At 44.5% G+C, this 23,331-nt stretch carries 21 protein-coding genes and 2 tRNA genes; 12 read left to right on the top strand and 11 right to left on the bottom strand.

Going from position 1 to position 23,331, the window contains the following annotated elements; translation table 11 throughout:
- Window positions 1-321 precede the first annotated feature (321 nt).
- The 9 genes from truB to tpiA form a co-directional block, all read right to left on the bottom strand.
- Complete coding sequence (gene truB, locus CXF65_RS04350; protein ID WP_101211169.1) at window positions 322-1,380, bottom strand: tRNA pseudouridine(55) synthase TruB; 1,059 nt, start codon at window positions 1,378-1,380, stop codon at window positions 322-324.
- Window positions 1,377-1,790: a ribosome-binding factor A gene (locus tag CXF65_RS04345; RefSeq protein ID WP_025652584.1), complete on the bottom strand. Its 414-nt coding sequence runs from the start codon at window positions 1,788-1,790 to the stop codon at window positions 1,377-1,379. Before CXF65_RS04345 ends, truB begins: the two co-directional genes overlap by 4 nt.
- 185 nt (window positions 1,791-1,975) lie before the next feature.
- Window positions 1,976-4,702, bottom strand: a complete 2,727-nt coding sequence (infB, locus tag CXF65_RS04340) for a translation initiation factor IF-2 (RefSeq protein ID WP_025652585.1) — start codon at window positions 4,700-4,702, stop codon at window positions 1,976-1,978.
- 166 nt (window positions 4,703-4,868) lie between these two features.
- A complete protein-coding gene (gene nusA, locus CXF65_RS04335; protein ID WP_101211168.1) occupies window positions 4,869-6,353 on the bottom strand; it encodes a transcription termination factor NusA in 1,485 nt (494 codons plus the stop codon).
- A 136-nt stretch (window positions 6,354-6,489) separates the two neighbouring features.
- On the bottom strand, window positions 6,490-6,990 hold the full coding sequence (gene rimP / locus CXF65_RS04330; protein WP_025652588.1) for a ribosome maturation factor RimP: 501 nt from the start codon (window positions 6,988-6,990) through the stop codon (window positions 6,490-6,492).
- A gap of 459 nt (window positions 6,991-7,449) precedes the next feature.
- Window positions 7,450-7,526: transfer RNA gene (locus tag CXF65_RS04325), tRNA-Met, on the bottom strand.
- A gap of 124 nt (window positions 7,527-7,650) precedes the next feature.
- A tRNA-Leu gene (locus tag CXF65_RS04320) sits at window positions 7,651-7,735 on the bottom strand.
- Between the two features lie 215 nt (window positions 7,736-7,950).
- Window positions 7,951-8,259, bottom strand: a complete 309-nt coding sequence (gene secG / locus CXF65_RS04315) for a preprotein translocase subunit SecG (protein ID WP_025652589.1) — start codon at window positions 8,257-8,259, stop codon at window positions 7,951-7,953.
- Window positions 8,260-8,482: 223 nt separating this feature from the next.
- Window positions 8,483-9,283 (bottom strand): triose-phosphate isomerase, encoded by an 801-nt coding sequence (gene tpiA, locus CXF65_RS04310; protein ID WP_101211167.1) that lies wholly within the window; start codon window positions 9,281-9,283, stop codon window positions 8,483-8,485.
- 331 nt (window positions 9,284-9,614) lie between these two features.
- Between tpiA and pilB the strand changes: the two genes are divergently transcribed.
- The 4 genes from pilB (at window position 9,615) to coaE (ending at window position 14,476) form a co-directional block, all read left to right on the top strand.
- Entirely contained in the window at window positions 9,615-11,324 is a 1,710-nt protein-coding gene (gene pilB, locus CXF65_RS04305) for a type IV-A pilus assembly ATPase PilB (RefSeq protein ID WP_025652591.1), read from the top strand.
- Window positions 11,325-11,574: 250 nt separating this feature from the next.
- Window positions 11,575-12,798: a type II secretion system F family protein gene (locus CXF65_RS04300; RefSeq protein ID WP_025652592.1), complete on the top strand. Its 1,224-nt coding sequence runs from the start codon at window positions 11,575-11,577 to the stop codon at window positions 12,796-12,798.
- Window positions 12,799-12,823: 25 nt separating this feature from the next.
- The gene (locus tag CXF65_RS04295; protein WP_101211166.1) at window positions 12,824-13,723 is read left to right on the top strand and encodes a prepilin peptidase; all 900 of its coding nucleotides are present in this window, start codon (window positions 12,824-12,826) and stop codon (window positions 13,721-13,723) included.
- Window positions 13,724-13,783: 60 nt separating this feature from the next.
- Window positions 13,784-14,476: a dephospho-CoA kinase gene (coaE, locus tag CXF65_RS04290; protein WP_101211165.1), complete on the top strand. Its 693-nt coding sequence runs from the start codon at window positions 13,784-13,786 to the stop codon at window positions 14,474-14,476.
- On the opposite strand, the gene rlmB is transcribed toward coaE, so the two are convergent.
- On the bottom strand, window positions 14,439-15,209 hold the full coding sequence (gene rlmB, locus CXF65_RS04285; RefSeq protein ID WP_101211164.1) for a 23S rRNA (guanosine(2251)-2'-O)-methyltransferase RlmB: 771 nt from the start codon (window positions 15,207-15,209) through the stop codon (window positions 14,439-14,441). The genes coaE and rlmB overlap by 38 nt on opposite strands.
- Before the next feature lie 200 nt (window positions 15,210-15,409).
- On the bottom strand, window positions 15,410-15,745 hold the full coding sequence (locus tag CXF65_RS04280) for a pyrimidine/purine nucleoside phosphorylase (RefSeq protein WP_010197725.1): 336 nt from the start codon (window positions 15,743-15,745) through the stop codon (window positions 15,410-15,412).
- A gap of 629 nt (window positions 15,746-16,374) precedes the next feature.
- Between CXF65_RS04280 and recN the strand changes: the two genes are divergently transcribed.
- The 8 genes from recN to CXF65_RS04240 form a co-directional block, all read left to right on the top strand.
- Complete coding sequence (gene recN / locus CXF65_RS04275) at window positions 16,375-18,063, top strand: DNA repair protein RecN (protein WP_101211163.1); 1,689 nt, start codon at window positions 16,375-16,377, stop codon at window positions 18,061-18,063.
- Window positions 18,064-18,330: 267 nt separating this feature from the next.
- A complete protein-coding gene (locus tag CXF65_RS04270) occupies window positions 18,331-18,894 on the top strand; it encodes a YqgE/AlgH family protein (protein ID WP_025652597.1) in 564 nt (187 codons plus the stop codon).
- Window positions 18,895-18,934: 40 nt separating this feature from the next.
- Complete coding sequence (gene ruvX / locus CXF65_RS04265; RefSeq protein ID WP_413772493.1) at window positions 18,935-19,465, top strand: Holliday junction resolvase RuvX; 531 nt, start codon at window positions 18,935-18,937, stop codon at window positions 19,463-19,465.
- Window positions 19,466-19,543: 78 nt separating this feature from the next.
- Window positions 19,544-20,020: a hypothetical protein gene (locus tag CXF65_RS04260; protein WP_025652599.1), complete on the top strand. Its 477-nt coding sequence runs from the start codon at window positions 19,544-19,546 to the stop codon at window positions 20,018-20,020.
- A gap of 82 nt (window positions 20,021-20,102) precedes the next feature.
- Window positions 20,103-20,429: a sulfurtransferase TusA gene (gene tusA / locus CXF65_RS04255; protein ID WP_025652600.1), complete on the top strand. Its 327-nt coding sequence runs from the start codon at window positions 20,103-20,105 to the stop codon at window positions 20,427-20,429.
- A gap of 111 nt (window positions 20,430-20,540) precedes the next feature.
- A complete protein-coding gene (locus CXF65_RS04250; protein WP_101211162.1) occupies window positions 20,541-21,761 on the top strand; it encodes a methyltransferase in 1,221 nt (406 codons plus the stop codon).
- A 38-nt stretch (window positions 21,762-21,799) separates the two neighbouring features.
- Window positions 21,800-22,738 (top strand): site-specific tyrosine recombinase XerD, encoded by a 939-nt coding sequence (gene xerD, locus CXF65_RS04245; RefSeq protein WP_101211161.1) that lies wholly within the window; start codon window positions 21,800-21,802, stop codon window positions 22,736-22,738.
- Window positions 22,739-22,792: 54 nt separating this feature from the next.
- Window positions 22,793-23,331 (top strand): hypothetical protein (locus tag CXF65_RS04240; protein WP_101211160.1); only part of this gene is annotated, 539 nt, incomplete at its 3' end.

The following is a 23,331-nucleotide window of genomic DNA, read 5'->3' as shown; positions in this document are numbered from 1 at the left end:
TGTTTATTATGATTTGATAAATGATTTTTGCATTAATAATAGTCTTCCTCTGACATATTTTTTCTTATTAAAGAATGTCCTTTCTACATACTTTTTATTCTTATTTTTTATTGTTATATTGTTTTTCCAGTTTATTTTTGATCCAGTCTTTCCTAGCTGGTGTATCTACTGTACAAAAAAAACAGGTCTCACCATAGGTGAAACCTGCAATAAAATGTGAGGATATGTGATTAGTGTAAACTGTTAGTAAGTTTTAGGAGGATTCATAGGCTTACAGTCATACGAAACGTACGAACAATGATGAGCTTAGCAAAGAAGATTCTAACGCTGAATTAACTTTTTAGGTTGTAGTCGACCATTAAGACTAACAGCACCCAAGCCAATAAACTGCCCATGCTCATCTAGCAAGCGTATATCAACTGCTATCTCATGGGCTAATGGTTGCTGTTCATCGTCACTATTAATAACCTCACTATCTAATTGGGTAGCATTGCTTGCTGACACAGAAGGCTGATGGCTAATACTGGTTGAAATATAGTCGCGTAGACTGTCTGTTAGCTGCTCAAAGACATTCAAGCGTTGCCCCATATGGACACGGGCATACTGTTCGGCGCTTAATGTAAGCTCAGCCTTTATATCAACACACGCATCGATCGGAAGGATTTGTGCCTGCCGCTTATCTAACGATAGCGCCTCTAACGCTGATAAAGAAGTCGCTTCAGCTATACCAAACTTGCCAACCTGCGTACGGCGCAGTGCGATTAAATGTCCTAATGTACCCATTACCTTGGCAATATCTTCTGCCAATACACGCACGTAAGTACCTTTGGTACAAGTCACCGTCAATTGAACCTGCTCATTATCGATAGCTTTTAACTCGATTGCTTTGATCACGATATCTCTTGGCGGTCTATCGACTTCGATACCCGCACGGGCGTATTCGTAGAGTTTTTTACCGTCTTTCTTTAAGGCAGAATACATTGGTGGAATTTGTTGCTGAGCGCCTAAAAACTGCTGGGCAACGTCTTTTAATAGCGCTTCATCAAATATTGGAATAGCCGCCTGTGCAACGATTTGACCATCTGCATCACCAGTATCTGTCTGACTACCAAGCAGTATCGTCGCTTGATAGGATTTGTCAGCATCAAGCTGATAATGGCTAAACTTTGTGGCCTCACCCATGCAAATAGGCAAGAGGCCGGTAGCCATTGGATCAAGCGTACCCGTATGACCTGCTTTTTTGCTGTCATGGATAGGAGACTTAAGCAAATACTTCACTTTTGAGACCACTTGCTGTGAGGTCATACCCTGCGGCTTATCAATTAAGATAACGCCGGAGACCTTTTGTTTATCCGTTGTCTTTTGACTAGTCATTGTCATGAGTCATCATTTTCTTTACTATCGACTTCATCTTCATTCTGCTCAGTTTTGATAACCGCTTGACTGATTAAGTCCATCATATAGTTGCCACGAGCCGTTACTTCATCATAATGAAAGCGCAGACGCGGCGTGGTACGAGTCTTGAGGCTATGGCTCAATTCGGTACGCAAAAAACCGGCGGCTTTATTCAGTACCTTGATGCTTTCTTCGTGGTTGGTTTTGGTCATCGCATCATTAAGCTCTGGCTCCATGATAGTGACATAGACGTCCGCATACCCTAAGTCTGGGCTGACCTTGACACTAGAGATGGTGACAAAACCCGTCAGACGTGGGTCATTGACTGCGTCGCGAATAAGAACGGCAAGCTCACGCTGGATTTGATCCGCTAAGCGTTGTAAACGTTGGTTCATGTTATTACCTTGTTTTTAAAATAGCTTTTTTTATTGGTTGCTATATTGGCTTACGAATAAGCTGAAGAACTGATATTTGTCAAAAAAGGCCTAGCAGGATGTACCTGTTAGGCCTAAGCATATCGTTATTACGGTAGTCTAAGCTTAACTTGCTCAGCACATATAGTGCAATGCTACAAGAAGGCTTAGATAGTACGTTCGAACTCTTGGATTTCAAAGACTTCGATCTTATCACCAGCTTCGACATCATAGCCACGAACCGCTAGACCACATTCCATACCAGTGCGTACTTCGTTGACGTCTTCTTTATAGCGACGTAACGATTGCAATTGACCGGTAAAGATAACTTGGTCATCACGCAATACGCGGATAGGCTTGTTGCGATAGATCGTACCTTCAACCACCATACAACCGGCAGCTGCACCGAACTTACTAGAGCGGAATACTTCACGAACATCGGCAACACCCAAGATTTTCTCGCGATGTTCAGGCGCAAGCATGCCACTCATGGCTGCTTTCACATCGTCAATCAAGCCATAGATAACGCTATAATAACGAATATCCATGTTAGCTGCGTCTGCTTTACGGCGTGCGGTCGCATCTGCACGAACGTTGAAGCCTAACAGTACCGCTTCGCTAGATTCGGCAAGCGTAACATCAGACTCAGAGATGGGACCGACACCTGAGCTAATGACTCTGACTTTTACTTCATCAGTAGACAGCTCATTCAATGCCGATAGTAACGCTTCAAGCGAACCACGGACATCGGTCTTAAGTACGATGTTCAAGAATGACACATCGCCTTGTTCCATCTGATCGAACATGCTTTCTAAGCGCATGGCGTTCTGACGTTCAAGCTGACGCTCACGCTCACGATTGGTTCTGAAATCAGCGACTTCACGGGCTTTTTTCTCATCAGTGACGACTAAGAATTCGCTACCAGCAGCCGGCGTTTCAGGCAAGCCTAAGATCTCTACTGGAATAGAAGGGCCAGCTGACTGGATACGTTGACCATGTTCATCAGTCATCGCACGGACTTTACCATAATACTCGCCCGCTAAGACCAAGTCGCCTTGCTTTAGTGTGCCTTTTTTGACGAGCACACTGACAACAGGACCACGACCTTTTTCAAGTCTTGATTCAATCACCACACCTTGCGCAGCACCATCTAACGGTGCTTCTAGCTCCATTAGTTCTGCTTGTAAGCTAATAAGCTCTAATAGCCCATCAATACCATCACCGGTTTTGGCTGAAATACGCGCCATTGGTGTATCACCGCCCCACTCTTCTGAAACGACTTCTTTAGCAGTCAATTCATTAAGGACACGATCAGGATCAGCGCTTGGCTTATCCATTTTGTTGATAGCAACGATAATCGGTGTGCCAGCGGCGCGTGCATGATCAATTGCTTCTTCTGTTTGTGGCATCATACCATCATCAGCAGCGACAACGATTACGACGATATCTGTCGCTTGCGCACCACGTGAACGCATTGCACTAAAGGCTGCGTGACCTGGAGTATCTAAGAAAGTAATCACACCACGATCGGTTTTAACGTGGTAAGCACCGATATGCTGAGTAATACCGCCAGCTTCGCCTGTGGCAACTTTAGTCTCACGAATTTTATCTAGTAGAGACGTTTTACCATGATCGACGTGGCCCATAATAGTGACAACTGGTGGACGCGTTTGTACGTTACTGCTGCGCTCATTGACTGCAACTTGTAAATCGTCTTCAACCTTGGTGTCGCTGACTGGTACAGGGTTATGACCCATCTCTTCAACGATTAGACTGGCTGTCGCTTGATCAATGGTATCTGACTCACGAGCCATTTCACCCATTTTCATGAGTAATTTAGTGACTTCACGAGCTTTAACTGCCATACGTTGGGCAAGATCTGCGACGGTAATTTGCTCACTGATCTCGACATCATAAACGATTTTTTCGACAGGCTTTTCAAACTTATGCTGTGACGCTTGCGTTGAACGTAAACCGTTTTTGCGGTTTTTCATTTCACGCTCGTCTTGATTCTTACGACGACCACGACCACGGGCACTAGTACTACTAGTACCGCGCTTGATTTCGCGACGTTCTTTTTCGAATGATTCTTCTAGTGCATCACCGACCAAACCTTCGGCTAGTGGCTCATCTTTACGAACTTCCGCAGCAGGCTGGTCCGTATATTTACCAGCCATTTTACGCATTTGCTCAAGTGTACGCTTCTGCGCTTCTTCCGCTTGAACACGGCGTGTTTCTGTCTCGATTTCGCGTAGACGATTTTCTTCTTTTTCGCGTACTTCGCGAGCTTTACGCTCAGCGGCGGTTTCAACTTTTGGTTTCGTCGCCGCGACTTTTTTCTTCGGTTGCTCTTTCGGCTTGACTTCTACAGTCGCCTTGCCACCCTTCTTCACAACCACTGAAGTAGAAATATCGTCATTCTTATCGTCTGACTTTTTGCTAGAGCCTAAGCTTGCACGCATTGCCGCTAAGGTTGCCGCTTGACGTTCTTCGGCTTTTTTCTTAGTCGCCGCACGCTCTTCAGCATCTTTAGCAGCACGCTCTTGCGATTCGATCATCGCTTGCTCACGCGCAGCCAATTCTTCAGCCATTTTTTCTGGATCAGGCTTCTCGAACACTTTCTTTTTACGCACTTCCACATTGACACTCTTCGATTTACCTGAAGAGCCGGTCACACGCGCAGTGCTCGTTGTTTTAGACTTGAGACTAATACGACGCTTTTCTTGCTGACCATGACTTTGCTTTAAATACGTCACCAACTTCTCTTGCTCAAGCTCGGTGACTAGGTCACCCTCTGCGCGAGCAGGCAGCCCAGCGTCCACCAGTTGCTGTTGTACAGCACTTGCGGTTTTGCCTACCATATCTGCCAGTTCTTTGACGGTCTTATCTGCCATTTATTATCACCTACTGTCTATTATTTGCTATATGTTCAATTCAGTTGTTGGCTACAAATGATTGGGTTAAGGCTGATGGTTGTGTTGCATTTGATGATGCGACATAAATACCAGCACTTTATTATCGATAGCATATCACTAAAAGACAGCGATATGCAGTTACCGCTTATTCATTGAACCAAGATTCCCGAGCTTTCATGATGAGTTTTCCTGCGGTTTCGGTATCTAATCCTTCGATATCTTCTAAATCGAAGACGGCTTGTTCTGCCAAGTCATCAACGGTAATGATGTCTTTTTGTGCCATTTTATAAGCCCAACTGACCGTCATTCCTTCAAGATCTTGCAGTTCTTGACTTGGCTCTTTCATGTTCTGTTGTTTAACCAGCTCATCAGCGATGACGACTTCTTTAGCACGTTCTTGAATCATGTCGATCGCTTCGTCGTCGAGACCTTCGATGTCATAGAAGGTTTCAACCGGTACGTAAGCCACTTCTTCAATACTGGTAAAACCAATATCGACGAGCGCTTGGGCCAAATCTTTATCAACTTCTAAGCGCTCATAAAATAACTCGATGAACGCTTTTGATTCGTTTTGTTGGCGCTGCTGATACTCTTCTTCTAGCATCATATTGAGCTTATAACCCGTTAGCTCAGAGGCCAGACGGACGTTTTGACCTTGTGAGCCAATGGCGCGCGCTAACTGATCGTTGGTGCTAAAGATGATATCAGCGGTCTGCATGTCTTCATCTAGGATGATACTACTAACATCCGCAGGCTCTAAAGAGCTGATGATAAATTGGGCTGGATCATCTGACCAAACCACCACATCAATACGCTCACCATCAAGCTCTTGCTGAACCGCTTGGATACGCGTACCACGCATACCAATACAAGCGCCAACCGGATCAATACGATGATCGTTGGTTTTGACCGCTATTTTAGCACGAGTACCCGGCAAACGAGCGACGTTACGAATTTCAATAATTTGTTCGGCAATCTCAGGCACTTCTTTTTGCATCAAAGCTGATAGCATTTCGGGATGGGTACGTGATAAAAGCAACTGTGCACCGCGATTTTCGCGGTTGACATGATATAAAATGGCATTGATACGAGATTTTGCACGTAATTGCTCACGGGGCAGCATTTGATCACGTGACAGATAGCCTTCAGCATTATCCCCTAGATCAATAATATAGCCATCGCGTGTCTGTTTTTTGACTTCGCCATACATCATCTCACCAACACGTGGCTCGAAAGCGTCTGCTACTAGAGCACGCTCAGCTTCACGAATTTTTTGGATGATAACTTGCTTGGCTTGGGTAGCAGCAATACGACCAAATTCAATCGACTCAATCTGCTCTTCTTTGATATCCCCAATTGACCATTCTTCTTGATCAAGATCGGTAATAGCCAGCTGACAGGCTGGCATTTCATGGTCTTCATCGGCAACCACTGTCCAATAACGGTACGTATCATAATCGCCAGTTGCACGATCGATTGATACCCGCACCGCCACTTCTGGCTGTTCGGTATATACTTTTTTCTTAGTCGATACCACCAAAGCGTCTTCTATCGCTTCAAAGATATCTTCAGGATTTAAGCCCTTTTCATTACTGACAGTTTCTACTACCGTTAAGATTTCACGACTCATGCTATACCTGTCCTATCATTTTATAATTGACTTAAATTTTATAATTGGCATATTGACGTTGTATTGTCACCGTCAGTTATACGCTATTTAGGGGTCAAAATATGGATTAATACTACATTACCATTGAATATTGCAATTAGACATCTTCATAAATCAAGTGGGCTTTATCAATATTACTCAGAGCAATTTCGAACTGCTCACCATCAGCAGATGTCAGCTTTAGAGACGTCTCATCGATACTGTCTAAAGTACCTGTTGCTTTGCGGCGTTTTTGATCGCCTTCACCAATGGCTTGTATCAAACGCAAGCTCACTGTTTGACCCACATAGCCATGCATCTGCTCATCTGAGAAGAACGCACGGTCAAAGCCAGGTGATGACACTTCTAAAATGTACTCACCAGCAATAGGGTCATGCACTTCAAGAATACCGCTTACTTGGTGATTCACTGCCGCACAGTTCTCAATGGTTACTTGCTTATCTTGGGCTTGCTCTTCTGGCAAAGCTTCAATATAAATACGTAATAAAGAGCGATTGCCTTGCGGTGCAAATTCAATGCCCCATAATGCCACATCACAAGCAGCAACGGCGGGGGCAATAATCTTGGTCAGTTCTGTAACTTTGGTCGAAAGCTTCATAATCTATTTATATTTTCCTATTCACTTATCTATCTTATTGAGTAAACCGTAACTGTATCAACTTTGATTTATTATTAACGAATATTGATTTATTATTAATGAATATAAGTCACGGTCATTATGTTAAACCACAAACATCTATTAAGATGCGTTGTGCGTTTATATAAGGATGAGCATAGAAAACATCAAGCTCAGCCAAACAATGCTTTTATTATTCATAAAGCAGTACTATCGATAAAAGAGTGAGGAATAAAAGATAGTGTGCTTACGAATCATCGCGCTGGTAGCAGCAAGTGACGCCCAGTAACGAATAGTATCGTATTCTATAGGCTTAGAGCTTAGCATAAGTAGGATAGATACCGCGATAACACCGAGCAGCAGATACAAAAAAACCCACAAGCATAATGGTGGGCTAATCGTTACTGACAAATTTAGTGTACAAAACATCAGTATAAAAAGTGGTAGCGGGGGCTGGATTTGAACCAACGACCTTCGGGTTATGAGCCCGACGAGCTACCAGACTGCTCCACCCCGCATCAATCTAGAACGCATATTATAGGGAGGTTTTGTAGAAGTGTCAACGTTTATTTTAAATAAAGTCTAAATCAAACGTTTGCTACCAAAAAATCCAACCTGACGCTATGCAGCGTCCATAAAACTTGGTGCGATTGGGGGGACTTGAACCCCCACAGCTTGCGCCACCACCCCCTCAAGATGGCGTGTCTACCAATTCCACCACAATCGCATTTTTCACTGCTTTACTTTTGCTGTCTAATCTATCGTAATAGATGCTTAAGGTAGGCATCGATAGAATCAGACTGTAAAAACAGAAAAAGCATTGTAAATCTAACGCCTTAAAATAGCAAGCGCTGCCTTCATTAAAAGACAATGATTAAAAATGAATACTAAAAAACAGTTATTAAAGATACCGTTTCTAGAGATAGCGTTTTAAAAAAATAACTACTGAGGATTTTGCGTTAACGGGCGCGGCGTTTGTGGTGCTGACACGGGCGCATCTAAACGAAACTGATCTTCTGCCTGCTTACGCGCATGTACAGCCAGCGTCATACTGGTGATAAAAAATATCACGGTTAACACTGCCGTCGCACGCGTCAAAAAGTTTGCGGTCCCAGCAGCGCCAAATACGGTACCTGAGGAACCAGCGCCAAAAGAAGCCCCAGCGTCTGCCCCTTTGCCATGCTGTATCAAAATCAAGCCAATCATGGCAATTGCCACGATAATGTGCAGGGCTAATATAAACGTAAACATGGTGGCCTCTTTTGCCGCGTAATGACGACTGATAACGAAAAATAAATCGTAGGGGTTAATAATAGCGCTTAGCGTGTAATGACGCCAAATCGATTATATAAATAAGGCGCATTGTACACGATTGCAAGGGCACTGTTAAACCCACTTTTGCCAACTGATAAAGACATTTTTTGAATAAGGTGGCCATTCAATATTTGTTAAATGGATGTTTTATTTAATTTTATTAAGCCATAGCACGGCTAAAGGCCTCGGCAATCGCTAAAAAACTTTCTGCTTTTAATGACGCGCCGCCGACTAATGCGCCATCTATCATAGGGTCTGCCGCAAAACTATCGGCGTTATCGACATTAACACTACCACCATATAGTACGGTCATCGTGTCCAATGAATCAGCGAAGCCTGCAACCGTCTGCTTAATATGTTGATGCGTGGCGCTCACCTCTGCCACGGTTGGCACTTTACCCGTCCCAATCGCCCATACTGGCTCGTAGGCAATGATTAAGCGCTCAGACAATGAGGCAGTAAGCTCGGGCTGTTGCGCTAGCAAGTCTTTGATAACTGACAACTGCGTATCAATGACTGGCAGCGTCTGCTTATCATCATATTGTGCTTGGGTCTCACCAATACAAAATACCACGCCCAAATTTTGCGTCAGCGCATGAGTCAGCTTTTGCAGCAAGCACTCATGAGACTCTTGATGGTATTGACGGCGTTCAGAGTGACCAAGTATCGTCCAAGTTGCGCCAGCATCAACCACTTGCTGCGCGGAACAATCCCCCGTATACGCACCAGTGTTCGCACTATGCGCACTAATATCTTGCGCTGCACACAGCACTGAGGTATCTTTTAAGCGGACGCTGACAGCAGCCAAGTGAATACAACTGGGTGCCACCATTAACCTGCAGCTATTTTTGACCACTTGCTCTTCGGTATCAACGGCAGTTAATAAGTCATCTAGTAGCGCATTGACGTCGTGGCTCGTTGCTGGATTTTGCTTCCAATTGCCAATTACCCAAGCTTGCATACTCATCTACCTTGTCTCATGTATTCCTGCCAATTCGGCTCATATGCGCGCCAGTATAACAAATATTTCACAAGTGCTATAGTATAGTGCGAGCTGAAGCAAAATGGCTTATATATAGTGGCATACCCTATATAAAGCTTAAAAAAATACAGTCACTACTATGAATACTAAAAAATAACAGCCGCTTAAAACTACTTATCTCAAACGACTTTAACCAACATTGATGATAATTAATGATTAAGAGCTACTCATGAAAACCATCAATACTTAAATACTCAAATACTTAGCAAGCGGGTTTTAGCAAAACATTCGATATCAAAGAGAGGTCATTATGTCTATCACAGCCAATAAATACGGTGGTTTAGCCCAGCAGCTGATTAGCGAAGGTATCGTAAGCGAAGCGCATATGAAAACTGCGCAGACAGAATCGCAGCAACAGCAAATCGGGCTCGTACCTTATTTGGTAGACAATAAATTAGCCAATGCTTATCAACTGGCACAAATGCTGTCACAGGCTTTTGGCGATCCGCTCTTTGATCTTGACGCAATCAGTGCGGATGTCATTCCAAAAGATTTGGTCGATGAAAAAATTGTACGCAAGTTTCACGCCCTTCCCCTCTTTAAGCGTGGGCAGCGCTTATTTGTTGCTTTAAGCGATCCAACACGTATAGATGCTATTGATGCTATTGCCTTTAACTCTCGCCTCTCTATTGAAACCGTCGTCGTCGAAGAAGATAAGCTAAAAAGACGTATCGAGAGTCTGTATGCCGATACCATGCAAAGTTTTGATAGTTTTTCTGACAGTGACTTAAATATTGGCTTTGAAGACGGTGAAGAAGAGGAAGGTGAAACCAAGCTTAGCGATAACATCGACGAAGCCCCTGTCGTAAAGTTTGTCAATAAAATGCTGGTCGACGCCATTCGTATGGGCGCCTCAGATTTGCATTTTGAACCGTATGAAAAAAGCTTTCGTGTTCGCTTCCGTGTCGACGGTGTCATGCAAAAAATGGCCAACCCGCCAGTACAGCTCGCTAGCAAAATTGCAGCGCGGCTAAAGGTGATGTCACAGATGGACATCTCAGAACGCCGCATACCACAAGATGGGCGCATTAAGCTCAAAATATCTAAAAATAAAGCCATCGATTTCCGGGTCAACTCATTACCGACCTTGTTTGGTGAAAAGCTTGTATTGCGTATTTTGGACCCGTCATCCGCCATGCTTGGTATCGAGGCTCTTGGTTATGAGCCTGACCAACAAGACATGTTTTTGGAAGCGTTGCATAAACCGCAAGGTATGCTACTGATTACTGGTCCGACTGGTTCTGGTAAAACGGTGTCACTCTATACCGGCATTAACATTTTGAACACAGGCGCAACGAACATCTCCACTGCCGAAGATCCGGTCGAGATTAACCTCGAAGGCATTAATCAGGTCAACGTGAATGCTAAAGTGGGGCTGACTTTCGCCAATGCGCTAAAGTCATTCTTACGTCAAGATCCTGACATCGTAATGGTGGGTGAGATTCGTGACCTTGAAACGGCAGAGATTGCCATTAAGGCTGCGCAAACCGGCCATATGGTGCTTTCGACCCTGCATACCAACTCAGCACCAGAGACCTTGACCCGCCTACGCAACATGGGTGTGGCTTCCTTTAACATTGCCACGTCAGTGAACTTGGTTATCGCCCAGCGCCTAGCACGGCGCTTATGTAAAAACTGTAAAAAACCCATCAACGTGCCACGGCAAAGCTTGCTTGAGCTTGGCTTTACTGACACCGATTTGGACAACCCAGACAATGTCATCTATGAACCCGTAGGCTGTAACGAATGCCGCGAAGGTTATAAAGGCCGTGTAGGTATCTACGAGGTGATGAAAGTCAGCCCTGATATTTCTCGGATTATCATGGAAGATGGCAACGCAATTGATATCAAAGATGCGGCTCTCAAAAATGGCTTTCGAGACTTGCGCCGCTCTGGGGTGTTAAAAGTTTTACAAGGCGTGACCAGTATTCAAGAAATGATGCGCGTTACCTCTGAATAATGATGAACGCTAAATCGCCTTATTATTTCTACTCTCTAGGCATTGATAGCATTGCTTTTAAATAGTCTTGACTTCGAATGGCGTTATTTTTATAAACCAGCAATAATACTTACTCAGATGTACTTAAAAATAAAACAGAGTTATACTGGTTTTTTACGTTAAAATAAAGTATGCCATCTTTGTGTAATAAGTTAGGCATCGTTGTATTTCTTTGCAATATCTATATTAGACAAATCTTGAGGGTAGTAACATGGCAAAAGCGAAGACCGACATGCTGTTAGACTTTGTCTATGACGGGGTAAATCGACGCGGACAAAAAGTAAAGGGCGAAACCACCAGTCGTAGCCTAGAGCTGGCAAAAGCTACTCTGCGCAAACAAGGCATCACCGTCAAAGGTATCAAGAAAAAGCCCAAGCCCCTCTACACCTTCAAAAAACCCATCAAACCTATTGATATTGCCATCTTTGCCCGTCAATTGGCAACCATGATGAAAGCGGGCGTGCCATTGACCCAGTCCTTTGAGATTGTCGCGGACTCATTGGATAATCCCAGTATGAAAGAACTGGTTTTGCAAATAAAAGCCGATATCGAAGCCGGTGGGACTTTTGCCTCAGCCTTGCGTAAACACCCACGCTATTTTGATGATCTGTTTTGCTCGCTCGTCGACTCTGGCGAGCAATCAGGTGCGCTTGAGACCATGCTGGAGCGGGTTGCCACTTATAAAGAAAAAAGCGAATTATTAAAAGCCAAAATTAAAAAAGCGGTAAAATATCCTATCGCGGTTATTGTCGTCGCTGTTATCGTTACCATGATTCTGCTTATCAAAGTAGTCCCTGTATTCTCAGACTTATTTGAATCTTTTGGTGCAGAGCTCCCTGCCTTTACCCAAATGGTCGTTGGCATGTCAGAATGGATGCAGGCGTGGTGGTTTATTTTGATTATTCTCATTGGTGGGGCGATTATTGGTTTTTCAGAAGCCAAAAAACGCTCTAAGAAATTCCGAGACTTTTTAGACCGTGCCGTATTAAAAATACCAATATTTGGCAATATTGCTTATCAAGCCATTATCGCGCGTTTCGCTCGTACCTTATCTACCACCTTTGCCGCTGGTGTACCCCTTATCGACGCCCTAGATTCGACTGCTGGCGCCACTAATAACGTCGTGTTTTATAATGCGACGCAGCAAATCAAAAATGACGTATCTACTGGTCAACAATTGCAGTTTTCGATACGCTCTACCAATCTATTTCCAAGTATGGCCATTCAAATGGTTGGTATCGGTGAAGAGTCTGGTAGCTTAGAAGAAATGCTAGATAAAGTAGCGGTCTATTACGAAAACGAAGTCGACAATGCGGTCGACGGCTTGACCAGTCTGATGGAGCCTATGATTATGGCTGTGTTGGGGGTTTTGGTCGGTGGCTTGGTGATTGCGATGTATTTGCCAATCTTCCAAATGGGCTCAGTGGTAGGTTAAAGATGACGGAAAGGACAGCGATTTAATGCAATTTATAGAATTATTACAAAGTAATATGACGGTAGCGTTAGTCGTATTTGGTCTGTTGGGCCTTTGTGTGGGCAGTTTTTTAAATGTGGTGATTCACCGTATGCCGCTGATGATGGTCTATAGCTGGCGTCAAGAATGTAGTCAATTTATGGCGCAGCAAGCAGACATGCCGCAAGAGCATACTATACCACTGACTGATATCGTCGCAGCGGATACCCCTATTACGTTGAGTCGACCAGCGTCGCGCTGCCCTCACTGCGCGCACAAAATAAAGTGGTATGAGAACGTACCCTTAATAAGCTGGCTGCTGTTACGTGGGCGCTGCTCAAACTGTAATGCTGCTATCGGTCTGCGTTATCCTTTGGTTGAGCTCGTCACTGCCTTGTTATCCATACTGGTCATCTATCAGTTTGGGGTCAGTGCCGCTGGGTTGTCCGCCTTAGTTTTAGTATGGACGCTAGTTGCATTAACGGGTATCGATTTTGATACCCAGCTACTGCCAGATCGCCTAACCTTTCCGTTAGCGGGTTTAGGATTGGCCGTCAATTCACAAAGCTGGTTCGTCTCACCAACTCAGTCTATTTGGGGCTTGTTGTTTGGGTTTTTATCATTATGGATAGTGGTCAAAGTATTCTTCCTTATCACCAAAAAACATGGCATGGGACAAGGTGACTTTAAGCTCCTAGCAGTACTGGGTGCTTGGCTTGGGCCCATGATGTTGCCATTGATTATTTTATTGTCTTCCCTACTCGGTTCAATCGTTGGGATTATCTTGATGAAAAAACAAGGTGAGAGTAAGCCTTTTGCCTTTGGTCCTTATATCGCAGTGGCTGGTATTGTTGCTTTATTATATGGCTCAGATATCGTCAGTTGGTACTTGGGCATGTATACTTAGGGTCACAAACTATTTTCTCAGTTTATTACTGCCATTCTATCCGTTAGATAAGTCATTATTATGTCAAAATATGCCACAACAGCTTCGCCTTATTCTCATCAACCACAAAGCCCACAAAAGAAAAGCAAGACGCTAGTAGTAGGTCTAACCGGGGGCATCGGTAGTGGTAAATCTGCCGCCAGTGATTGGTTCGCTGAGCAAGGCATTGATATTATTGATGCCGATGTCATTGCCCATCAAGTCGTTGCCAAAGGCAGCGCAACGCTACGCAAAATCCAGAAGAAGTTTGGTGATTGGGTAGTGAATGAAAAAGGAGATATGGATCGGGCAGCGGTAAGAACGCATGTTTTTACTTATCCAGAAGCACTGATTGAGCTAGAAGCGATTACCCATCCAGCGATACGTGAGGCGGCAAAACTACAGCTGGCCGAAAGCACCTCACCTTATGTGGTGTTGTCAGCGCCACTACTCATCGAAGCGGCGGAAGCAGGGCTGGCCAATTTATGCCAGCGTATTTTGGTCATGGATGCGGCGGTGGACACCCAGCTGACCCGTGCCAGCCAGCGAGATGAACAAAGCGTACAAAAGATTAAAGCCATCATGGTCAATCAGCTAAGCCGCGAAGAGCGGAATCAGCACGCTGATGATGTCGTACTTAATGATGGTAATTTGGCTGATCTCTACCTAAAATTAGAGCCACTACATCAGAGCTATCTTACGCTTGCCCAGCAGCTAAAGTACGCTGCCGATTAACTTCATATAGCGCCATGCCCGTGGCAACGCTTACATTTAAGCTTTGTAAGTTGCCATGCTCATTGCCTGACATCGGAATATAAACCAGCTCATCACAGCTCTCCGTCGTCAGGCGGCGCATGCCCTCTCCTTCTGACCCCATAATAATAGCTGTTTTACCTGTCAAGTCTGCCTCATGTATCGGCTTCGCCTCTGCATTGAGTGCTGTACCGAATACAAAGACGCCGGCATTTTTGATTTGCGTCAGCGTGCGTGCCAAATTGGTAACGCTAATAATAGGCATCATCTCTGCTGCCCCTACCGACACTTTCGCAACCGTAGGCGTGAGGCTCGCCGCATGATGTTTTGGGCAAACCACCGCATCAACACCCATGGCAACGGCGGTACGCAAGCACGCACCAAAGTTATGCGCATCGGTGATTTGATCCAAAACCAATAGCAGACACTGTTCACGGCCGATGATAATATCAAGCAAGCCTTCATCAGCGAAACCTAACGGTCGTGCATTCAGCACCACACCTTGATGCTGCGGGCTACCACACAGTTGCGTGAGCTTGTCTTTTTGCGTCGGTTGAATGCTGATGCCATTATCTGCTGCCTGCGCCATAATCGCTTTAACATGACTGTCGCTCTCGCGCCCTTGCTGTACAAACAAGCTAAGGCCATCAAGAGGACGATGTTCGAGTAACGCATCAATAGCATGAATGCCATAGAAATAAATGGGTTTTGCCATAATAGGACTGCCGGTTATAAGGTGGCTATCGCACACTGCGATAGAAAAGGGAGATATGACGATAATTGTAGCAATTAATCAAGGGCTTAAACAAAATAATGTCACCAAAAAAAAGAAATAAACCTTATCGCAAGATTTATTTCTTTTTGAGGGCTAAGCCGCTATAAACTGTCTTTTGGAACCTTTAACTGGTAATAGTATCAACCTTCTAAATGACAGATATACTGCACGATTTCCTCTGTGCGTAAGTTAAAGCCACTGTTGCCTTCAACGACGAATGATTGTCCCGCGCGATAGTAGCTGAACTCTTCATCACCATTTATTTTGACTTCACACTCGCCGCTGATAATTTCGATACGCTCGGAGGTATTGGTACTGAAGTGATAATGCTCGACCAAATTGTCGCAAGGTAAAATCACACCTAATGTTTTGTGCCGACCATCCTCGAACATAATGGTATGGCTTGAGCAACGACCATCATAAGATATCGTGGCTTGGGCATTGACTGTCACACTGGTAAATTGCGCCGCTGTCATAGTGGCTTCCTTATCAAATAATTATTGCCAAACTAAAAAATAAGTAACGTATTGAACTGCTTACTCTACCTAGGTTGTACTACGCATTTTGCACTATAGTAAAAACACGCTATGTCGCACAATGGCTAAAAATCTAGTGGTAAGAGTTTATCATTATGTGAGATTATGCTACCACATTATATCTATAAAGTTTGTTACAGGACCAATGAAAATTTTGTTGCGTTTTTAGGCTGAATAATTCTTAACCATTCGCTTTGCAGCCATCGACTGATGCCTATAGTGTATATACGTTGCGCCCCATTATGGCGATTGCTGTTTAATGATAATAACTTATTATGACAGTCGCTCATTATCACGCTTATGATAGCTATTAAGGCGATTATTAAGACGGTTAACTGCTTTTTTATCATAGGCTTATTGAATTTTTATGATAGTCTTTCCTAGTTAGTTCGCAGTATTTGACGACTTTAAAATTTGTATTTAATAGCGTTTGACACCATACTATTTACCAATGGCTATTGTCTATTTAGTACTATTACCCCTACCATTTTAATTCTTTATTTACCCTATTTTAGATATGACCTCCCATGCTTTTATGTGAGGTTGATTGTCTGTCATGAGAGGCGTTGATGCTTGTATCATTAACTTTACATCAGTTTGCATTGATTGCTCAGCATGAGCTGAGTGTGGCTGAAGGCTTTAATGTCATTACCGGTGAGACAGGGGCTGGTAAGTCGCTATTACTAGATGCGCTATCCTTATGTGCAGGCGAGCGTGCAGACAGTGCGATGGTCAGACATGGCGCTGCAAATGCGGATATTTATGCGCAGTTCGATGTGGAAAATAACAATGTTGTTGCTGAATGGTTTGCCAAAAATGAGCGAGCGCTAGAAGAGCCGGAAGTATTGATTCGTCGTCAATTGAGCAACACAGGGCGCTCCAAAGCATGGCTCAATGGCACGCCAGTGAGCTTGGCAGAGCTTAAAAGTTTGGGTGCATTACTGGTTAATATCCATAGCCAACATGCTCAGCAAGCGTTGCTTAAGCCGCAGTTTGTGGTGCAATGGCTCGATGAGATGGCACAAATCACGCCACTAGCGGCACAAACGGCTAGCAGCTATCAAGCTTATCAGCAGCTTAAACGCCGTGCGGATGACATTGCCAGCCGCGAAGCTCAGCGTCAAGATAGAATCCAACTATTGCAAAGTCAGCTGGCTGATATTGCCCCATTACTGGCGGTTGATTATGCGGAAGTCGAAGCGGAGCACGAAGAGCTGTCTAATATCGAAGCGTTAATGCAAGAGGCCAGTCACGGTCTTCATCTACTCGACAATGATACCGATGAGCCTGACGTCATGACCTTATTAGGACAGGCCATCAAGCTCTGTGATCATCAGCTGGGGGTTAGTCAAACCTTTGAGCAAGCTTCCGAGCAGCTACATTTAGCACAGCAGCAAATCACTGAGGTGACCGCTCTACTCTCAGATTATGCCGAGCAGCAACTGCCTGACCCAGAGCGCTTGCAAGCATTAGACAATTTAATCAGCTTAGGTCACCGCTTGTCACGTAAGCATAGCTTGCCAGCAAGCGACTTGATTAACGAGGCCAAAGGCTGGGAAGCGCAATTAGAGCAGCTTGAAAACGAACCAAGCAGTGATGCCATGGCAGCGCAAATTGAACAAGCATGGCAAGAGTATCTGACGCTAGCAACCCAACTAAATAAAGAAAGAACAAAAGCGGCGCCAACTATCAGTAAGCAGCTGATTAAGCAATTAAAACCGCTTGCCCTGCCCAACGCCCGCTGCGAGTTTGTCTTTACTAAGAAAGCAGATCCAAGCCAATATAGTGCGCAAGGTTGCTATGATATTGACTTATTGTTTAGTGCCAACGTTGGTATGCCGATGCAGCCGCTACATAAGATTGCCTCAGGCGGTGAGCTGTCACGCATGGCGCTGGTCATGCAAGTATTGCAAGCGACCAATGCCGATAATAATGCCGCCAAGCCAATGCTAGTATTTGATGAAGTCGATGTCGGTATCAGTGGCGGCACCGCACAAGTGGTCGGTGAGCTCTTACGCGAGCTTGGGCAGACGCAGCAACTACTTGCCATTACCCATCAGGCGCAAGTCGCAGCGCAAGCGCATCAGCATATCTTGGTACAAAAACACCATGACGAACAGACTGAAAGTGAGCTGTTAATATTGACTGACAGCGCGCAAGTCGATGAGTTGGCTCGTATGTCGGGCGGTGTGACCATCACTGACGTCACCCGTGATCATGCCCGTAGTCTATTGTCTGATGTAAAATATAGTCAGTGAAAAGTCATATCGATACATCGCGCACTGCTGATATCAATTTTTCTTGCTTACTGTGCCTACGCAGACAGAGGCTGCAAAAAATTGATATCAGCAATACCATAGCGTTTTTAGGATATTTTGATTATAAGTATCCATCATTTATAAAAAGATAACTGCTGGCTAACGTATGGCGATTGTTGGCCTCGGTTGATTTCCCCCTCATTATCACCATATAGTGGTGTGTCTTCTCTATTATTTCACCTTTATTATTAGGTTGCGTTTGTTGCTATGTCTAAAGCCAATTTGACCCATCATTTCTTAATCGCGGCACCCGAGCTGTCAGACCCACGGTTTGAGCAGGCGCTGATTTATATCTGTCGTCATGACAAACATGGCGCCCTCGGTCTGATGGTCAATCGTCCATTAGAGCAGTCGCGCGTGGGCAAACTACTAGAGGATTTAGACATTGAAGTCACCGATCCGCAAGTGATGGAAGATGTGGCATTAGAAGGTGGTCCAATGTATCCCGAGGTCGGCTTTGTCCTGCATACAGGTCAACCAGAATGGGCATCGTCTTTTGCCATCTCAGAAAACGTCTGTATCACTACCAGTCAAGATATCTTGAAGCGTATCGCCGCCGGTCAAGGCGTTGGTCATTATCAGCTGTGCTTAGGTCATGCCAGCTGGGGCAAAAAACAACTCGACCAAGAGCTTGCTAGTGGCGACTGGCTCGTCTGTCCTGCTGATCTGAATTTATTGTTTAATACGCCATTTGAAGAACGCTGGCAAATCGCTGCCGATAAGATTGGGGTTAATTTTGACTATTTAAGTAGCGATATTGGTCACGCTTGAGTCAGAAGCTCAATAAGTATGAAAATAGGAAGTATGCATAATGATGGTAGAGTCTAAAACTAGCACTGAAATCGAAACTGCCGATACGACTATGGTGGAACCAGTTATTAAGCCGCATCTTATTTTGGCGCTTGATTATGGCGTCAAAAAAATGGGCATGGCGCTAGGTAACACTATCACCGAAACCGCGCGTGCTTTTGATATCTTAGCGATGAATAATGGCCAGCCTGATTGGGATAATCTACTGGGTATTATCAAGGTATGGGGCGTGACAAAAGTGGTGGTGGGGTTGCCGCTTAATATGGATGGTAGCAGCTCAATGCTGTCGAAGCGCGCGCACAAATTTGCCCGTCGCCTAGCGCATCGAGTCATGGAACAGCACCTGCCAGTTGTAGTAAGCCTCTGCGATGAACGCCTAACTTCAGTGGCGGCGCGTGAGATCGCGTGGGATAATGGCTGGATTAAGCATGAGCGCGACCCCATCGATGACATCTCTGCTTGTATCCTGATGTCGACTTATTTCGCTGATCCCAGTAGCAGTATCGCCATCGATGCCATCAAAGCAGACTAAATTAGCGACTAGCTTGCTGTTACAATAGCGCTAATTTTTGACATATCGTCACTCTACACGGATAAATGCCTGATTATTATGACCACTGTCTCAGACCAGTCTCTGCAAAATAAATCGCAACATGGCTTTGCTCCGCTTGCGATTGCTCGTATCAAAGGTGCTCAGCGAGCGAATCAAATAGCGATTTATCTTATTTATGCCGCTATCTTCGCCTTTATGGTCTTTGGTACCATTGCCAGTATCAAAGCCTTTCATGACAATCAGCTGCTTTATCAACTCTTCTATAACTTGCCCTACGTTTTAGTGGCGTTGACCATTCCCATTACCATTTACGATGCGTTGGTTATTTATCGTTATCGCTTAAACCAACCGTCGATGATTGCCATGAGTATTGGCGTATCCACGGTGATATTACTTGGCGGGCTATTATTTGCCGATACCGCTTGGTTAGGGCTGTCCTGCTGGCTTGGCGTGGCATTTTTGTTTAAGGTGAGCTTTAAGCGTTTTTTTAACTTTTTAGACGCTGAGGAAGCCGAAATCGCCGAAGAAGTGTAAAACAGCTGAACAGAAAATAACGCTAAGCAATAGCTAGCAAAGAACTTTTTTAACCATACTTTATTAATTTAAAACGACGACTATGACTACTTCAATATCTGATAGCACGATTCAACATTATCTAGATACCCAAGGGCTTATTTGCCCTGAGCCAGTGATGATGCTGCATCGAACCATCCGTAAGGCTGATGCGGGCGAGGTGATTGAGATCCTCGCCACTGATCCAGCCACCACTCGCGATATTCCTAATTTTTGCCGTCATTTAGGGCATGAGCTTGTGCAGCAAGAAACCCTTGCTGAAAATGTACCTTTAAATGTCGATCCCGATGAAATCACTATTGTGAGCGATGACAACGCGCCTATCAGCGCCACGCTTTATCGTTATTTGGTGAAGAAAAAGAGCGCTTAAAAGCTTGAACGCATGCGGTTGACCTTGCACTAATAATTTAAGAGCATCAAAAACACAAAGATATCTTTGCTTTGTACAAAACATATCATTCACAAATTAAAGGTAGATAACGTGTTAGCAACCCAACAGCAGTACGTACAGTGGCACGAAAATGGCAATGAAACCTTACGTCGTGCCCGCTGGTTATCGGAGAGCAATCATGCAGCGCCTGCGCGTATTGTATTGGTCGATGACAAAACAACCGCTGATGAGGCGTACCGCTTGGCTTGCGAAGGCACGTCACTGCTGTGGCGCGGTGACTTTCATAATGCCAAGCAATTGCTACAAGCGCTCAACCGACGTATCGAGCGTACCAATGAGCGCTCTGAGCAGCGCAAAATAAAGAAAGCGGCTAATAAATCTGCTAAGTCTAACGCAGAGTCTGATTCGGTCAACTCTAAAGAACTACCTAACTTGTTTCATCAACAACGGCAAATGCAAGCACAGCGTGCGCGTATATTAAGTCGCTTGCTACTAGAGCTTGATGCCAATTATGTCAGCCATCTGCGTCGCGCCCCTGATGTCAGCGCGGCCTGTACAGCAGCTTTTGGCCAGTTAGACAACGCGGCTGATGAATCATGTGTACTTTCATTTCGTGACTTGCAAGGGGCGTTAGGTGCAGCGCAGTGGCGCGAAAAAGGCGTGCCAGTTGAAAGCTTAGGTCTATCGATTTACCCGCATTATGGCGTTTTTGCACCAACCCGCCATGAGTATGTGCAGCTACTGCTCGATGCGACGCTGCCGACCATTCATGAGATCGCTTATGACATCGGCACAGGCACAGGCTTGCTTGCCATTATCTTAGCGCAGCGCGGTGTAAATCAGGTGATTGCCACCGATTTAAATCCACGGGCTTTAGCCTGCGCTAGCGAAAATTTTACGCGATTAAAACTCACTAACGTACAGTTGCAGCAAGCTGATTTGTATCCGACTGATGCGCCACTCGCTAATTTAATTGTCTGTAATCCGCCTTGGTTACCTGCCAAGCCTAGCTCGCCTTTAGAGTACGCTGTTTATGATGCCAATAGCACCATGCTGCGTGGGTTTTTGCAGAGCGCGAAAACTCATTTAGCTGAGCAAGGAGAAGTCTGGTTAATTCTGTCAGATTTGGCTGAGCATTTGCAGCTGCGTACTCGTGAGGAATTATTAGGTTGGTTTGCAGATAGCGATTTAAAAGTAAAATACCGCCTCGATACAAAACCTAAGCATGGTCGCAGCCAAGATAAGTCTGATCCTCTATATGCGGCGCGTAGTGCGGAAATTACCTCATTATGGTGTTTAGTACCTGCCTAATCTTTAATAATTGATAATTAATCATTGAGTATCAAATTATGAGCCGCGACCGTGCTGTACAACAGCGCCAACCTAAAGCGCTAGCCGTTGATGATGAACCTACTTATATCACCGAGTTTCGTCAAGCGATGCTGGCTCGTGGTCTAGCCACGCGGACGCGTAATGCCTATGTGCGCGACCTGCGCTCTTGCGAGCTGACCAATCCTATCGCTCTAACACGCTGGCAACCCGACGATGTGCTGCACTGCTTATCAACGCTTACCCAAGACGGCAAAACGCCACGTACTCAAGCGCGTATGCTCTCAAGCTTGCGTCAGTTTTATCTATGGATGATTGCTAGCAACCTGCGTGAAGACAACCCTTGTGAGCGTATTAAAAGTCCAAAGCTTGGGCGTCCATTACCAAAGGATTTAAACGAGGGCGATGTTGATAATCTCCTAGCATCTCCTGATACCAGCACGGCGCTCGGACTGCGTGATAAAGCCATGCTAGAAGTGCTCTATGCCTGCGGTCTACGGGTCAGTGAGTTGATTAATCTGTCACTGGAACAAGTGAATCTAAATTCAGGCTGGCTACAAATCACCGGTAAAGGTAATAAAACCCGATTGGTTCCATTAGGTGAATATGCAGCGGATGCGCTGGAAGATTATCTAACGCATGCTCGTGGTGATTTGATTGCTCACCTGAAATCGGGGAATTGCCAAGCGGTGTTTTTGACCGCACAAGGCGGCTATATGACGCGGCAGAACTTTTGGTATTTATTAAAGAAGTACGCCAAAATTGCCAGTATAGATAAAGAGCTATCGCCACATACCTTACGTCATGCTTTTGCCACGCATTTGCTAAATCATGGTGCGGACTTACGTAGCGTGCAGTTGTTGCTGGGGCATAGTGATTTATCAACCACGCAGATATATACCCATGTGGCGACGGCGAGATTGCAGAAGCTGCATGCGGAGCATCATCCGAGGGGTTAAAGTTTCAAATAAAAAATTATTTTTAATAGTTATTAATTTTATATGGAATAAAACATGAAGGAAAAAGTAAGCGGTAGTACGAAACTCAATCATTTGAATCCATTTTGGCTACACTATTTATCCTTAGAAAAGTCTCTCATAGAAATAAGTGATTACGTTGCTATAACTCAATCGAATTTTCATACTTACTCACTTAAAAACATGCAGTTGTATTTCGCTATCTGTGTTGAAACAGAGAGCGTCTTTGAGCAAATATATAAATTTATTAATAAAGGTAAGTCTAAAAGCTCTAGTATTAGTAGAAATATGGATATGTTATTTGACCACTTTCCCGAGGTGAGAAATACTGCTGTTACTTTAAATATCACTGGTGAAAGTCTGCTGTTTAAGCCTTTTGAAAATATGTTTTATAATCATGAAATAGAAATAGAAGAAAAAAGTAAGAAAACAGGGGAAGTAAAAATGGATGAAGATGTTCAATCTATGAAAAATCGTGAAAGATTGAGCAGTTGGTGGCGCGAATATAACGGTGTAAAGCATCAAAGATACGAAAAATTTAACCAAGCTAATTTAGGAAATTTACTTGAAGCATT

Source organism: Psychrobacter sp. Sarcosine-3u-12 (assembly GCF_002836005.1).
GTDB lineage: Bacteria > Pseudomonadota > Gammaproteobacteria > Pseudomonadales > Moraxellaceae > Psychrobacter > Psychrobacter okhotskensis.
This window is presented reverse-complemented; position numbering and strand designations above follow the sequence as displayed.